The organism is Microbacterium sp. R1 (assembly GCF_015159725.1).
GTDB classification, from domain to species: Bacteria; Actinomycetota; Actinomycetes; order Actinomycetales; family Microbacteriaceae; genus Microbacterium; species Microbacterium oxydans.
Map to the genome: position 1 here is coordinate 16,989 of NZ_JADDUD010000004.1, position 14,308 is coordinate 31,296.

Genomic DNA, 14,308 nt, shown 5'->3' on the forward strand with positions numbered 1-14,308 from the left:
GCGCTCCTCCGCTTCTATGCCGCGCGGCGCATACGCAGCGTGAACGCGATACCTGCCAGTGCGATGACGACGATCCCGTAGCCCACGCACACCGCCTCCAAGCCGACGACTCCGACCAGCGCACCCGCGATGACGGCCGGTACGCCGAAGGCCAGATACGCCAGCAGGTAGATCACGGCGAAGGTGTCGGCGCGCTGGGTCGCCGGGATCCGCGGGGCCAGCGAGGCGACGACTCCCGAGAACGCGGTGCCGAACCCCATACCGGTCACGGCGGCCGCGACGAGGTAGAACGGCAGTGAGCCGATGCCGAGGGCTATGAGCGACAGCAGGGTTCCGGTCGCCAGGGCCGCCGTGCCGAACAGCACCATCGACCGTGCAGCGAGCTTCCGGAGAGTGAACGCGGTCAGGGCTCCGACGCCGGCGAGCAGCACCACACCGAGCCCCTGCCAGACATGCGCCTCGCCGCCGAGCTCGCCTCGGACGATGTTGGCTCCGAGCGACAGGAACAGTCCACCCGTGGCCCACCCCGCGATGACCGCCGGAGCGCCCCGCCAGAAGTCGGCCCTGATCGCGGTCGGGATCGACAACCGGAAGCTCAGTGACGCCCAGACGCCCGGCTTGCGCGGTGCGGTCTCCGGAACGAGGAAGAACAGTGCCGCGAGCACGATGTACGCCGTGCTCAGCGGCGCGAAGACATCGAGCAGGGCCTCACCGCTGACGTCGAGCATCACTCCGGAGGCGAGGGCCCCGAGCGCGAGACCGATCCCGGGGCTGAGTGCATTCCACAGCGCGGCGGTACCCGCGCGGCCGCCCGGCGCGAAGTCGAGCACCGTGGCCGAGAGGGCCGAGATGAGCAGCCCGCTCGCGATGCCCTGCAGGATGCGCGCGAGGAACAGCGTCGCCACGGCATCCGCATGCCAGAACAGGAACATGCTTCCGGCGAGCAGTAAGAACCCCGCGATCACGACGGGTCGGCGTCCGACATGGTCCGACAGGGAACCGGCGGTGAGGAGCGTGAGCAGCAGCGCCACCGCGTAGACCGCGAACACGGCACTGATCACGACGGGGGCGAAACCGATCTGCTGCGCCAGCACCGGATAGAACGGCGACGGCGCGCTCGCACCGACCATCATCAGGATCTGCGCGATGATCGCCAGCACGAACCCGAAGCGGGCGCGCGTCTGCGGGGTGGTCGTCGGCAGGGTGGTCGTCGATAGGGGGACGGCGACGATCGGCTCAGTGGTGGTCATGGCGTCTCCTCGTTCGGTTCGAGAATCATCGAACTATCGGAGCGTACGCGCGTTTCGCCAATTGTTCAACTATTATCGAACCATGCCTGGCGACCTTCCTCACCCGGAGCGCTCCGAGATCCAGCTCACCGACGTGCTCTTCGCGCTCAGCGACCCCGAGCGTCTCGCCATCACGCGACAGCTCGCGGACGGCCCTCTCGACATGGCCGCCTGTCATGCCACCGACCCCAACCTCCCGAAGTCGACCAAGTCGCACTTCATGAAGGTGCTGCGCGAAGCGGGTGTCATCCGCAACGAGCCGAACGGGCGCCGGCGGATGCTCACGCTGCGGCGTGACGACCTCGACGCCCTGTTCCCTGGGCTGCTGGACTCGGTGCTGCGCGACTGACTCTGCCTCGGATTGGAAGACTCTTGCCGACTCGAGAGAGTGAGTGTACAGTCACTCATATGTCCACGACCCGCAGCTCGATCCTCTCCACGGCAGACGCCCGCAAGCCCGTCGTCGCCGCGGCGGCACTGGCGGCCTTCGCTCGAGGCGGGTATCACGGCACGACCGTCGCCGATGTCGCACGCGAGGCCAAGATCTCGCCGGCCTACGTCTTCAAGCTCTACTCGGGTAAGGAGGCGCTGTTCGTCGTCGCCCTGGAAGCCTGCTTCGATGCGATCCTCGTCGCCCTCGAAGAAGGCGCGGATGCCGCGGGCGACACCTCGCCCGAGGGTCTGCTCGACGCGATGGGGGATGCCTACGCGCACCTGATCTCCGACCGGAAGCTGCTCATGCTGCAGGTGCATGCGCAGTCGGTGGCGGAGATCCCGGCCATCGGCGAGGCGCTTCGCGCGGGGCTCGAGCGCATCACCGTCTTCGCCCGACAGCGCTCTCGCGCCGAGGATGGCGCCGTGCAGCGGTTCATCGCCTACGGGCAGCTCTGCCACCTGATCGTCACCACGCAGCTCGACGGGCGCCCGGGGGATTGGGTCGCCCTGCTGACCAAGGGGATCACCCACCCCGATTGACGTCGGTCCCTAGAGAGGGCGCTTTCGCTTGCCGTCAACAGTGAGTGAGCAGTCACTCATTCGCGTCGCCGAACCGAATCAACCACCCACAAGAACAGGAGCATCCCATGACCTCTCCCACCGCCACCGCGACACGAGCCACCGCCGCGCCGCGCAGCTCCAGGCGTTGGCTCGCACTCAGCGTGCTCGCCCTCGCGCAGTTCCTCGTCGTGCTCGACGCCTCGATCGTGAACATCGCCCTCCCCGTGCTCGGTGCCCAGCTCCGCATGAGCACGGCCGCCCTCGCCTGGGTGATCACCGCCTATGTGCTGGCCTTCGGCGGACTCCTCCTCCTCGGCGGACGTCTCGCCGACCGTTACGGACACCGCCGCGTGTTCCTGATCGGCACGGGCGGCTTCGTCGCGGCCTCCGCGCTCGCCGGCCTCTCCATGTCGAGCGAGATGCTCCTCGGCGCGAGGGCTCTCCAGGGTGCTTCGGCCGCGCTCCTCGCCCCCGCGGCGCTCGCACTGCTCACCCATCTCTTCCCTGACGACAAGGAGCGCACGAAGGCCCTCGGCGTATGGGGAGCCGTCGCCGGGATCGGGTCGGCGGCCGGAGTCCTGCTCGGCGGTGTGCTCACGGCCACCCTCGGCTGGCAGTGGGTGTTCTTCGTCAACGTCCCTGTGGGCGCGCTCGTGCTGATCGCGATCCCGTTGCTCATCACCCGCGACGGCGCCCGCACGCCTGGGCGTCTGGATGCGGTGGGTGCCGTCACCGTCACGTCGGCTCTGGTGGCTCTGGTCGGCGCCCTCAGTGCTGTCGAGCAGCTCGGATTCGTGCACCCGCTGCCGATGATCCTGTTCGCAGCGGCGCTCGCGCTGGGTGTCGCGTTCGTCCTGATCGAGCGGCGCGCTGCAGAGCCCCTGGTGCCGCTGGCGGTCTTCCGCAACCGCAACCTGGCGCTCGGGAACATCGTGATGCTGCTCGGCGGGGCGGCGATGGTGGCGCTCTTCTTCGCTCTCTCCGTCTACATGCAGGCCGTGCTCCACTACGACGCGCTCGCTGCCGGCCTGTCGCAGCTGCCGCTCGCGGGTGTGCTCGTGCTCGTCGCGGGAGGTGCACCCGCCCTCATCGCGCGCGTCGGCACCCGCCCGGTCCTGATCGGCTCTCTGCTCGTCCTGGCCGGAGGGCTCGCCTGGCTCGCAGCCGCGCCGTCCGATGCCACGTTCCTCGCGCAGCTGCTCGGGCCGACGATCCTGGTCGGAGTCGGTCTCGGCGGGGCTGTCGTGGCGACGACCCAGCTCGCGGTGGACGGCGTCGACGGCGGGGAATCGGGTCTCGCCGGGGGTCTGATCAACACGAGTCAGCAGATCGGTGGCGCGGTCGGACTCGCCGTTCTCGGGACCGTCGCCGGTCTGCGCACCGCGGCGCTGTCCGCGGAGGGAGCCTCCGAGGCGACTGCCCTCACCGGTGGATTCTCCTGGCTCTTCCTCGGCGCGGCGGCGCTCGCCGTCATCGGAGCGGGGATCGTCGTGGTCTGGCCGCGCGACTGAGCTCGGCGGGCGGGAGGCCCCTGGGGTGCGTCCTCGCACCTCACGGTTTCGTCGATTCCGCCGGAGAGCGAATAGACCCGCAAAAGTTGACAAGAGTAACCAGAATGCCATATGTATGTGGTACTCACGTACGCACTCTGCTCTCTGATTTGGATCGTATGCGGTGCCGGGCGGATACTTCTGGCACCCGCGCCGCGTGACCCGGCCCGGCAATCGACATGCACACATCCGCCTCTCTCGCACCAGGGACGACCATCGCCATCGTCGGCGCCGGCCGTCTCGGAGGCGTACTCGCGCGGGCTCTGCGGGCAGCGGATTTCGGCGTCGTCGGACCCCTCGGGCGGGACGAGCGGATTCCGGATGTGGATGTCGTCCTCCTCAGCGTTCCGGACGCGGCCATCGCCGAGGCTGCGGCCATCGCCCGGCCCCATGCGCGCTTCCTCGGACATGTATCCGGTGCGACCGCGCTCACCGATGTGGATTTCAGCCTCCATCCGCTGCAGACCTTCACCGGCGACGAGCCCGCCGAGGTGTTCCGTGGCATCGGTGCCGCGATCGCCGGTCATACGCCCGCAGCTCGTGAGGCCGCGGAGCAGCTCGCCCTCGCTCTCGGTGCACGCCCGTTCGAGGTCGACGACGCACACCGTGCGAGCTATCACGCGGCCGCGTCGTCCGCCTCGAACTTCGTCCTCACCGTGCTCGACGCGGCGGAGGACCTGGCTTCGAATGCGGGGATTCCTCGCGACGTCGCCCGGTCGCTCCTGGCTCCGCTCGTACGTCAGACGGTCGAGAACTGGGCGAAGGACGGCGCTGCCGCTGTGCTGACCGGGCCCATCGCCCGCGGCGACGAGGAGACGGTCGCACGCCAGCGTGCTGTCGCCGAAGGGCTGGAACTCGACGACCTGTTCGACGCGCTCGCCGCAGCCACGCGCGAGGTCGCTGCCCGACCCGCCGCCACCGCATCCGCCACCGCGCTCGAGGAGCCCCCGGCATGAGAATCCTCCGCACGATCCGCGAGGTCCGCGCCGCGATCCGAGAAGCCAGAGCCGCGGGTGGGACCATCGGCCTCGTGCCCACAATGGGCGCCTTCCACGATGGCCATCTCTCCCTCATGCGCGCTGCGCGCGAGGCGTCCGACCTCGTCGTCGTGTCGCTCTTCGTCAACCCGACCCAGTTCGGCGCCAACGAAGACCTCAGCGCGTATCCGCGCGACGAGGCCCGCGACGCCGGAATCGCGGAGGCCGCGGGCGTCGACATCCTCTTCGCTCCCACCGCGTCCGAGATCTATCCCGACGGGTTCGCGACGAACATCCACGTCGCCGGTCTCACCGACGTGCTCGATGGCGCGAGTCGTGGGGCGCACCACTTCGACGGCGTCGCCACGGTCGTCACCAAGCTGTTCGCGATCGTCCGACCGGACGCCGCGTACTTCGGGCAGAAGGATGCGCAGCAGGTGCTCGTCGTCCGCCGGGTCGTGCGGGACCTCGACCTCGACGTGCGGATCGTCGTCTGTCCGATCGTGCGCGAAGCGGACGGCCTCGCCATGAGCTCCCGGAACGTCTACCTCGACGTCGAGGCGCGCGTGCAGGCCTCCGCTCTGAACCGGGCGCTCGATGCCGGGGCTGCGGTGCTTGAGGCGGGTGATCCGAACGCGGGGAGCATCCTCTCCTCGGCGAGACGAGTGCTCGCCGATGCCGGGATCGACCCCGAGTACCTCGAGCTCCGAGATGCCGAGACGCTGCGCCCCCTCGCCCGCGTCGATCGTGACGCCCTGCTCGCGGTCGCCGCACACATCGGGGCGGCCCGCCTGATCGACAACCACGTCCTGCACGTCGCCGATGCCTCGGCGACAACCGATACGGAGGTCAGCGCATGAGCGCTCATGCCGCTCCCCGCACCCAGGTCACCCTCGCCGCCCTCGGGGCGAAGAAGGCGGCCGGTGAGCCCATCGTCATGGTCACCGCGTACGACCACCCGGGCGCACAGATCGTCGAGGCCGCCGGCGTCGACGTGGTGCTCGTCGGCGACTCGGCCGCGATGACCGTCCTGGGCTACGACAGCACGGTGCCGGTCACGCTCGACGAGATGCTGATGCTGACCAAGGCGGTGCGGCGGGGGCTCACAGTGCCTCTCCTCGTCGGCGACCTGCCCTTCGGCTCGTACGAGGCCTCCGACGAGCTCGCCATCGCCACCGCGCAGCGCTTCATCAAGGAAGCCGGCTGCGACCTCGTGAAGATCGAGCGCGGCGGGACGACGGTCCAGCGCGCCAGGGCGCTCGTGCAGGCGGGCATCCCGGTCGTCGGGCATGTCGGTCTCACGCCGCAGACCGCCACCGCGCTCGGGGGCTACCGTGCGCAGGGGCGCTCCGCCGAGGCCGCGCTGGCCGTGATCGAGGATGCGCTCGCGTTGCAGGATGCCGGGTGCTCGATGATCGTCGTCGAGGCGGTGCCGTCCGAGGTGACGGCTGCGCTCATGCCGCTGCTGGACGTCCCCGTGATCGGTATCGGAGCGGGTGGCGCGGCCGACGGACAGGTGCTCGTCTTCCACGATCTGCTCGGACTCTTCGACGGGTCGGCCGCCAGGTTCGTCAAGCGGTATGCCGAGCTGCGGACGGACGCCATCGCGGGGGTCGGGGCGTACGCATCGGAGGTGCGCAGCGGCGCTTACCCCGCGCCCGAGCACGGATACGCGATGGCGCAGGGGGAGGCCGCGCGTCTCGAGGAGCTGCTCGCGCGCCGGTAGTTCGCGCCCCGCCGACGGCTCGTGTTCGCAACTCTTCTGCACCGAAGACGGCTTCATCGAGTTCTCGACAATCGGTGGCTTCGAGTCCTGGGGTGATGCCGGGGACGACCTAGCGTTGCGCGGATGGAACTCTCCGAGCACGTCCACGTCACGTGGGCACTTCATTTCGAGATGTCGGTCTCAGGATGCCCCGAGCTCACCCGCGTCATCGGTGTGCCGCGCGATGCTCCCTCCTATTGGCTGATCGAGGCCTATCGCTTGAGCCTCGGGCTCGAGCCGGAGGTGACCGAGTCCGACGCGGACGCGGATCGGTCGCTGCACATCGACCTGTGTCCCTGGCGGGCCCCGACGCAGCAGGTGTCGGTCCCCGGTGTCGCCGATGTGGTCGACGTGGTGATCAGCGGGCCCTACGCGACACGGATGGGCGACCCGCGGGTCACCGTCGTCGACGCGGAGTCCGTCCCGGTGCTCCCGTCGCCGGTGGGAAGCTGGCAGACACAGCGACCTGCATTCCGCGCAGAGCATGTGGGGTTCGAGCTCGCCCAGCGGTTCGGCCTGGTGCAGCCGCGCCTCGACCCTGCGGCTTGCGGGGTCGGCGGCGATGCTCTCCGTCCGTTCTCACCGCTGGCGGCATTGTGCCAAGGGCTCTCCCCGGTGCGTCGTCTCGCCCTCCTCGCGCACCTCGACGACGCGGAGCTCAACGACCCGGTGCCCTTCGAGGAGACCCCGGCGGGCTCGGAGTTCGCGGAGTCGGCGACGGCCGGCATCCGGATGCTCGTCGCTCGGATCGGCCCCGATGGTGTCGATCAGGATCCGACCGATGGGTGGCTGCCCCGCGCGATCGTCTCCGATGCCGTCGACGCCCTCGACTGGCCGGACACGGCGGTGCCGGGCCTTCCCGACCCTGCCGATGCTCTCGCGTCGCTCGCACGTCGGACCAAAGCGGTGCGCAGGCTGCGCGGGCATGTCGTGGTCACGAACCTCGGACGCGGGCTGGCGGACGGTGAGGTGCGGGCATTCCTACGGATCATCGACGGCGTGCGGGCGCTGGGGAGAGAGAGGTTGTTCCCCAGCGCCTGGCCGCGTGCCGTGACCCTCGCCCTCCTGGCTGTCGCCGATGGATCCGCCTCGACCTTCGACGAGCTGGTCGGCGTCGTCGCGCGCGGTGAGGCTGCGTTGGAGGAAGGGCCGGGCGACGGAAGGTTCTCCGAGTGGTCGCCTCGGTCAGGCGACGTGTCAGCGGTGCAGCGAGTGGTCGAGAGTCTGTGTGCGCTCTCGTCGCCGAGCGCGTTCGGCTCGATCACCCCCGCGATGCGCGCCGTCGCGCGGGCGGCGCTCCAGTGACACGGCGGGCGTGTGTCGACGGCAGTGGGCGCGTGCGGATGCGCGGCGTCAGCCGGTCCGTGTCAGCTCTTGCGAGTCAGCTCTTCCTCGTGAGGGCGCGCACGCGGCGGACAGCACGTCCGGCGAGGTCCTTCAGCCGGCCGCCGGGCCACTCGCGGTGCAGTTCGACCGTGCCCTGGTCGGTCGCCACGAGGGTGCAGGAGCGGCCCGCGAGGAGCGGCGACCGTCCGGCGCGGGCAAGCACGGCAGGGGAGGCTTCGAGCGGGGTCTCGAAAGTCCACCCCGCATGTCGGACCTTCACGGTCAGCGCGCCTCCGCGGGAGTCGTCGTCGGGACCGAACACCTTGACGGGGTCGATCGCCACGCGGGCGGAGTCGAGCTTGCGGGGAAGTCGACCTCCGAGACGGCGCTCGGCACCGGTGTCGCGGTCGCGGAGGAAGAGGTCAACCCGGTCGTTGCGCAGCTCGCGGTTGGCGACCACGAGGTTCTCCGGGAGTCCCTCGGTCGTCGAGGCCGGGAGCGAGATGAGTCGCGTCACCTTCTTGGGGCGTGCGGATCCGGACTCGGCGTCCGCCGACTCTTCGACCGCGGATGCGAAGACGAACGCGTCCTGGCCGCTCCTCGTGAGGGTCACGCGGATCGTGAAGTGCAGACCGCCACCGCGAGACCAGTTCACCTCGGTCACGACGGCGCGACAGGTGATCTCGGATTCGAAACGCGCGAGCTCCAACAGGTCGTCACGTCGCCCGGCGCGCAGCAGAGCGGCGCGGATCCGATGCGGGAATCCCAGGCCGGCATCGACGCCGGGGCCGAAATGCTCCTGGGTCAGGGGCGTGACCACATCGAGCAGGCGTTCACGATAGTCGTCGGGGTACCTGGCCATCTGTCGGCCCGAGAGCCGCTTGAGGATCTTGCCTCGGAACCAGTGCCGCAGAAGACGATCGCGCAGCTTTCCCGGCTCGGTGTGAGCTTCGACGAGATCGAGCACCGTTTCGAGGTGCGGGAAGTACGACTCGGGGTCGATGCGCGAAGAGCTCGCGCTGCCCGGCTCCTTCACCCAGGCGTAGCACGGCTCGCTCGCCAGGACCGAGATCCTCGACGCCGCGAAGTACGCCTGCATCACGAAGAGATGGTCTTCCAGCCGCACCTTGCCCTCGGGGAAGCGGATGCCGTTGGCCCGAAGGAAAGAGGTGCGGAACATCTTGTGCGGTGTCAGCATCTCGAGCAGCGGGTCGGTTCCGAGGACCGCATCCGGGATGTCGTGGCTGAAGATCCGACTCGGAAGGCGGCGGCCGATGCCCACCTCCTTGCCGATGATCACATCGGAGGAGTGCAGGTCGGCGTAGTCGCACAGCTTCTCGAGTGCACGGTCGAACAGATAGTCGTCCTGATCGACGAACTGCACGTACGTCCCGCGAGCCGCATCGACGCCGTGGTTGCGCGGCATGCCGGGCCACCCGGAGTGCGCCAGCGACAGCACGCGTACGTGGGGGCGGTCGCGGGCGATGTCGGCCAGCCGAGCAGAGGTGGGCTCGCCGGATCCGTCGTCGCACAGAAGCACTTCGAACGACGCAGTGCCAAGACTCTGGCGATCGAGTGACGCGATGAGATCGTCGAACGAGGGGCCAGGTCGCCACACCGGTACGATCACGCTCACACGGATGGTGCCCGCGTCGCTGCTGCTCATCTCCGGTCGATCACTCTGTGACAAACGTCTCACTCCCCCAAGTCGACAACTCCCAGAGCTAACCACGTCTTCCTGTGTGCGTCACCGGGCTTGCGCGACGGCCGGGCGTGTGGTGCGCAACAGGTGGAAGTCATCCACGGGTCGAACGATCGAAGACTCCCACCCCACGCCCAGGGTTAACGATATATCGTTGAGTATCGTTCACACCTACAGCAGGAGGTCATCATGAGCAACGCATTCCCCTCCAACCCGTTCGGCGGCAACGGCGGTTCCGGCAGCAGCGGCGGATCCGGCGGGTTGTTCGGCGGACCCGGCTTCGGCGCCGGCTCCGGTGGCCCGGCATCCGCGATCTTCGAGGCGATGGATCAGCTCCGTAAGTCCTTCGAGTCCCGCCCCTCCGGTGGTTCGCGCATGGCCCGCGGTGACGTCCGCACTGCCGTGCTCTCCCTGCTGGCCGAGAAGCCGATGCACGGTTACCAGATCATCAACGAGATCGCCGAGCGCAGCGGCGGCACGTGGAAGCCGAGCGCCGGTTCCGTGTACCCGACGCTGCAGCTGCTCGCCGACGAAGGGCTGATCGAGGCGGAGGAGCAGAACGGCCGCAAGACCTACTCGCTCACCGAAGCCGGCCGCGCGGTCGCCGACGAGAGCTCGGAGACCCCAGCCCCCTGGGTCTCGTCGAACGGCAAGGACGGTCAGCGCGACAACGCCCGCTTCCACGCGCTGCCGAAGGCGGGCGTCGACCTCGCCGCCGCGGCCGCCCAGGTGGGTCGCAGCGGGTCCGCCGAGCAGGTGCAGCAGACGATCGAGGTCCTCGACGAGGCCCGCCGTAAGCTGTACACGATCCTCGCGCAGGACTGACCGCGCAGTGCGGCATCGGGTGGGGGTCTGCGAAGGGACCACGCGATGACGGATGCTGCGGCACACGGCGTGCACCGCGCCAGGTACCGTCGCATCCTGTCGTTCGCCGGTCGCGAGTTCTTCAAGATCTGGTGGTTCGAACTCGTCCTGCCCCGCTTCGGCATGAGCCGAATCGCGGAGCGGACACGCGGTCAGCGGATGCAGACGTTCGCTCGTCGGTTCCATGTGCTCGCCGTGGAACTCGGCGGACTCATGATCAAGGTGGGACAGTTCATGTCGTCGCGCCTCGACGTGCTGCCGCCGGAGATCACGAAGGAGCTCGAGGGGCTGCAGGACGAGGTTCCGCCCGTGCCCACGCCGGCGATCCGTGCGCTCGCCGAAGCCGAGCTCGGGATCCCGCTCGAACGTGCCTATGCCTGGTTCGATGAGAACCCCGTCGCGGCGGCTTCCCTCGGGCAGGTGCATCGCGCCCGACTGTCGGCGCTCGATGCGGCGGACACCGGGCTCGGCGAGGTCGTGGTCAAGGTCCAGCGCCCCGGCATCGATGAGATCGTGGCGGTCGACCTCGCGGCGCTCCGCCGGGTCGCGCGGTGGCTGACGCGCGTGCGCATCGTCGCCGACCGGGTGGATGCGCCCGCGCTCGTGGAGGAGTTCGCCGCGACCAGCCTCGAGGAGATCGACTACCTGTACGAGGCCGCGAGCGCGGAACGCTTCCGCGAGAACTTCGCCGCCGATCCCCGCGTCGACACCCCGGAGATCGTCTGGGAGCGCTCGACCCGTCGGGTGCTGACTCTCTCGGACGTCACGGCCATCAAGATCAACGACATCGAGGCCCTCCGCGCCGCAGGAATCGATCCGTCCGAGGTCGCCGCGGTGTTCGCCGAGGTCATGTTCGATCAGGTGTTCACGCACAGTTTCGTGCATGCCGACCCCCACCCCGGCAACATCTTCGTCACGCCTTCGCCGGTGGTCGAGGGCGGCACGGGGCGCGGTTTCCGCCTCACGTTCATCGACTTCGGCATGATGGCCGAGATCCCCGCGAGCCTCCGCGACGGATTGCGCACACTCCTGATCGCGGTGGCCGGCCGAGACAGTCGTGGCCTCGTCGCCGCCGCGCAGGAGATCGGCGTGCTGCTGCCTTCCGCCGACACGGCCGAGCTCGAGCGCGCGCTCACCACGTTGTTCGCCCGTTTCGGCGGCATGGGGTTCGCTGAGTTGAGCAAGGTCGATCCGCGCGAGTTCCGTGACTTCGCCGAGGAGTTCGGCGACATGGTGCGCTCGCTCCCGCTCCAGCTGCCCGAGAACATGCTGCTGCTCATCCGTGCCGTCTCACTGACCTCCGGCATGTGCAGCGGCCTCGATCCCGCGTTCAACGTGTGGGATGCGGCAGAGCCCTACGCCGGCCGTCTGCTTCGCGACGAGAGCGGCAACATCGTGCAGGCCTTCGCGAACCAGGCGATGGGCACGATGTCCACGACCTGGGCGTTGCCCGGCCGCATCGACAAGATCATCACGCGCCTCGACGACGGCAACGTCACCTTCGACACCTCACGACTCGAACGTCGCCTGGACCGGCTCGAGGGCATCGCGCGCCGCATCGGCTCCGGCGTCCTGTTCGCGGCGTTCCTGGTCGGCGGTGCGCTGCTCGTGCCGTCGGTGCCGCCCCTGGGAATCACCCTGGTCTGTGTCTCCGCCCTCCCGCTGCTGCACTCGCTGTTCGGGGGGCGCCGCTCGCGCTAGCTGCGACGCGCCCGAAAACCCAGAGCAGGCAGCGTCCGCCCGGCGCGTCGCTGCCCTACGCGCCGCGGTTCGCGCGGACCCCCTGGGTTTCGGCCCCGACACGGTCGGACACCTCGCATGACAAAATGGACTCTCATGGACACTCCTGACGAGAAGCCCGACGAACGCTCCGCAGGATCGAACCCTCCGCGTCCGCGCACGGACACAGTCGGAACCGGTGCCAACCGCCTCCCGGCCAAGGCTTCGGAGACTGCCCGCAAGATCGTCCGCGACATCACGACCGTCCCGCCGCGCAGCGTGCACCCGGCGCTCGTTCCCGGTGTCTCGGTCGAGGAGACGGGGCGCACCTACCGCACCGACCCGCTCGTCTTCGGTGTCGCCGCCGCGTTCGCCCTCGGCTTCATCGCCTGGGGTGTGTTCGCGGGCGACAACCTCGCCGGCACCACGAGCACGGTCCTCGCCTGGGTGGTGGAGTACTTCGGCTTCTTCTTCACGACGATCGCCACGATCATCCTCGTGTTCATGCTGTTCGTCGGCTTCAGCAAGTACGGGCGCATCCCGCTCGGCCGTGACGACGAGGAGCCCGAGTTCTCGATGTTCTCGTGGATCTCCATGCTCTTCGCGGCCGGCATGGGCATCGGCCTGGTGTTCTGGGGTGCCGCTGAGCCGCTGACGTTCTTCGAGAACCCGCCGCCCGGCACCGTCGAGGCGAACACCCTCGAGGCCATGCACACCGCGCAGACCCAGGTGCTCTATCACTGGGGTCCGCAGGCCTGGGCGTTCTACGCGCTCGTCGGTGGAGCCATCGCGTACGGCGCCTACCGCCGCGGCCGCACGCCGCTGATCTCGTCGATCTTCGCTCCGCTGCTCGGCGAGAACCGCACCACGGGTCCGGTAGGCCGCACGATCGACATCTTCTCCATCATCGTGACGTTGTTCGGCACGGCAGCCTCCCTCGGACTCGGAGCGCTGCAGATCGGTCACGGTGTCGAGCTCGTCAGCGGCATCGGCCCACTCGGCAACGGCATCCTCATCGCGGTGATCGCGGTGCTCACGGCCTGCTTCATCGCCTCCGCGGTGTCCGGAGTCTCGAAGGGCATCCGCGCACTGTCGAACATCAACGCCGTGGTCGCGATCCTGCTCGCCTTCTTCGTGTTCTTCGTCGGTCCGACGCTGCTGATCCTCAACGTGATCCCGTCGGTCGCCGTGCAGTTCATCGGCGATCTGCCGACCATGATCGGCCGCTCCGCGTCGCAGGGTGAGACCGCGCAGGCCTTCCTGTCGAGCTGGACGATCTTCTACTGGGCGTGGTGGATCTCCTGGTCGCCGTTCGTCGGCATGTTCATCGCGAAGATCTCCCGCGGGCGCACGCTCCGTCAGTTCGTGTCGGTCGTCATCGTGGTGCCTTCCGCCATCTCGCTCGTGTGGTTCGCGATCTTCGGCACGACGGCGATCCAGCAGCAGATGGACGGCGCAGGCCTCACCGTCGACCCGCCGGAGGAGGTGCTGTTCGGGGTGCTGGAGAACCTGCCGTTCCCGCTCATCACCAGCATCGTGCTCATCCTCCTCATCGCGATCTTCTTCATCACCGGGGCTGATTCCGCCTCACTCGTCATGGGCACGCTGTCCCAGCAGGGCCGCCCGGAGCCGTCGCGGTGGGTCGCGGTGGTGTGGGGAGTGCTGGTCGGCGTGATCGCCGCGGTGCTGCTCGTGAGCGGATCGGAGGGCAGCGGGCTGCAGTCGCTGCAGAACGCGACGATCATCGCGGCGCTGCCGTTCGCGATCATCATGACGTTCATGATGATCGCGTTCATGAAGGACCTGCGGCGGGATCCGCTGATCCTGCGCGACCGGTATGCCCGCGCCGCCGTCCGCCACAGCGTCATGGCCGGGCTCGAGGAGTACGGCGACGACTTCGCCCTCGTGCCTGTCGAGTACGACCACTCGGAGGACGACCTCGCCTGGATCGACGAGGACACCGTCGACGACACGTTGGCCGAGGTATATGAGGCTGCGACCGAGGCGATCGACATCATCCCTCCCGCGGAAGTGGATGCCGTTGTCGATGCCGCGTTGGAAGACGGCCCGAACGACCCGGAACCCGCCCCGCAGCCGCGCGCGGATTGAGGGTACCCCGG

Annotated in this window: 12 protein-coding genes; 10 read left to right on the top strand and 2 right to left on the bottom strand. The window is 68.9% G+C overall.

Annotation, left to right across the window (positions count from 1 at the left end; translation table 11 throughout):
* Window positions 1–14 precede the first annotated feature (14 nt).
* Complete coding sequence (locus tag ILP86_RS15410; protein WP_179516267.1) at window positions 15–1,250, bottom strand: MFS transporter; 1,236 nt, start codon at window positions 1,248–1,250, stop codon at window positions 15–17.
* A gap of 82 nt (window positions 1,251–1,332) precedes the next feature.
* On the opposite strand from ILP86_RS15410, the gene ILP86_RS15415 reads away from it, so the two are divergent.
* The 7 genes from ILP86_RS15415 (at window position 1,333) to ILP86_RS15445 (ending at window position 7,882) form a co-directional block, all read left to right on the top strand.
* Complete coding sequence (locus tag ILP86_RS15415) at window positions 1,333–1,638, top strand: helix-turn-helix transcriptional regulator (RefSeq protein WP_045262331.1); 306 nt, start codon at window positions 1,333–1,335, stop codon at window positions 1,636–1,638.
* Between the two features lie 59 nt (window positions 1,639–1,697).
* Window positions 1,698–2,264: a TetR/AcrR family transcriptional regulator gene (locus ILP86_RS15420; protein WP_193762371.1), complete on the top strand. Its 567-nt coding sequence runs from the start codon at window positions 1,698–1,700 to the stop codon at window positions 2,262–2,264.
* 107 nt (window positions 2,265–2,371) lie between these two features.
* Window positions 2,372–3,796, top strand: a complete 1,425-nt coding sequence (locus tag ILP86_RS15425; RefSeq protein ID WP_193762372.1) for a DHA2 family efflux MFS transporter permease subunit — start codon at window positions 2,372–2,374, stop codon at window positions 3,794–3,796.
* Between the two features lie 218 nt (window positions 3,797–4,014).
* Window positions 4,015–4,791: a DUF2520 domain-containing protein gene (locus ILP86_RS15430; protein ID WP_193762373.1), complete on the top strand. Its 777-nt coding sequence runs from the start codon at window positions 4,015–4,017 to the stop codon at window positions 4,789–4,791.
* On the top strand, window positions 4,788–5,672 hold the full coding sequence (gene panC, locus ILP86_RS15435; RefSeq protein WP_193762374.1) for a pantoate--beta-alanine ligase: 885 nt from the start codon (window positions 4,788–4,790) through the stop codon (window positions 5,670–5,672). The genes ILP86_RS15430 and panC overlap by 4 nt, the downstream gene beginning before the upstream one ends.
* On the top strand, window positions 5,669–6,538 hold the full coding sequence (panB, locus tag ILP86_RS15440; RefSeq protein WP_113680252.1) for a 3-methyl-2-oxobutanoate hydroxymethyltransferase: 870 nt from the start codon (window positions 5,669–5,671) through the stop codon (window positions 6,536–6,538). The genes panC and panB overlap by 4 nt, the downstream gene beginning before the upstream one ends.
* A gap of 123 nt (window positions 6,539–6,661) precedes the next feature.
* Window positions 6,662–7,882 (top strand): hypothetical protein, encoded by a 1,221-nt coding sequence (locus ILP86_RS15445; protein ID WP_193762375.1) that lies wholly within the window; start codon window positions 6,662–6,664, stop codon window positions 7,880–7,882.
* 76 nt (window positions 7,883–7,958) lie between these two features.
* On the opposite strand, the gene ILP86_RS15450 is transcribed toward ILP86_RS15445, so the two are convergent.
* Window positions 7,959–9,569, bottom strand: coding sequence for a glycosyltransferase family A protein (locus tag ILP86_RS15450; protein WP_193762376.1), 1,611 nt, complete (start codon window positions 9,567–9,569; stop codon window positions 7,959–7,961).
* A gap of 225 nt (window positions 9,570–9,794) precedes the next feature.
* On the opposite strand from ILP86_RS15450, the gene ILP86_RS15455 reads away from it, so the two are divergent.
* The 3 genes from ILP86_RS15455 (at window position 9,795) to ILP86_RS15465 (ending at window position 14,297) form a co-directional block, all read left to right on the top strand.
* Window positions 9,795–10,430, top strand: a complete 636-nt coding sequence (locus ILP86_RS15455) for a PadR family transcriptional regulator (protein WP_174799801.1) — start codon at window positions 9,795–9,797, stop codon at window positions 10,428–10,430.
* Between the two features lie 45 nt (window positions 10,431–10,475).
* Window positions 10,476–12,170: an AarF/ABC1/UbiB kinase family protein gene (locus tag ILP86_RS15460; RefSeq protein ID WP_193762377.1), complete on the top strand. Its 1,695-nt coding sequence runs from the start codon at window positions 10,476–10,478 to the stop codon at window positions 12,168–12,170.
* Window positions 12,171–12,305: 135 nt separating this feature from the next.
* Entirely contained in the window at window positions 12,306–14,297 is a 1,992-nt protein-coding gene (locus ILP86_RS15465; RefSeq protein WP_193762378.1) for a BCCT family transporter, read from the top strand.
* Window positions 14,298–14,308: the final 11 nt, after the last annotated feature.

Bases quoted from the DNA above. Each gene is read 5' to 3' on its own strand.
- ILP86_RS15410 (WP_179516267.1), bottom strand. From the start codon at position 1,250: ATGACCACCACTGAGCCGATCGTCGCCGTCCCCCTATCGACGACCACC.
- ILP86_RS15415 (WP_045262331.1), top strand. From the start codon at position 1,333: ATGCCTGGCGACCTTCCTCACCCGGAGCGCTCCGAGATCCAGCTCACC.
- ILP86_RS15420 (WP_193762371.1), top strand. From the start codon at position 1,698: ATGTCCACGACCCGCAGCTCGATCCTCTCCACGGCAGACGCCCGCAAG.
- ILP86_RS15425 (WP_193762372.1), top strand. From the start codon at position 2,372: ATGACCTCTCCCACCGCCACCGCGACACGAGCCACCGCCGCGCCGCGC.
- ILP86_RS15430 (WP_193762373.1), top strand. From the start codon at position 4,015: ATGCACACATCCGCCTCTCTCGCACCAGGGACGACCATCGCCATCGTC.
- panC (WP_193762374.1), top strand. From the start codon at position 4,788: ATGAGAATCCTCCGCACGATCCGCGAGGTCCGCGCCGCGATCCGAGAA.
- panB (WP_113680252.1), top strand. From the start codon at position 5,669: ATGAGCGCTCATGCCGCTCCCCGCACCCAGGTCACCCTCGCCGCCCTC.
- ILP86_RS15445 (WP_193762375.1), top strand. From the start codon at position 6,662: ATGGAACTCTCCGAGCACGTCCACGTCACGTGGGCACTTCATTTCGAG.
- ILP86_RS15450 (WP_193762376.1), bottom strand. From the start codon at position 9,569: ATGAGCAGCAGCGACGCGGGCACCATCCGTGTGAGCGTGATCGTACCG.
- ILP86_RS15455 (WP_174799801.1), top strand. From the start codon at position 9,795: ATGAGCAACGCATTCCCCTCCAACCCGTTCGGCGGCAACGGCGGTTCC.
- ILP86_RS15460 (WP_193762377.1), top strand. From the start codon at position 10,476: ATGACGGATGCTGCGGCACACGGCGTGCACCGCGCCAGGTACCGTCGC.
- ILP86_RS15465 (WP_193762378.1), top strand. From the start codon at position 12,306: ATGGACACTCCTGACGAGAAGCCCGACGAACGCTCCGCAGGATCGAAC.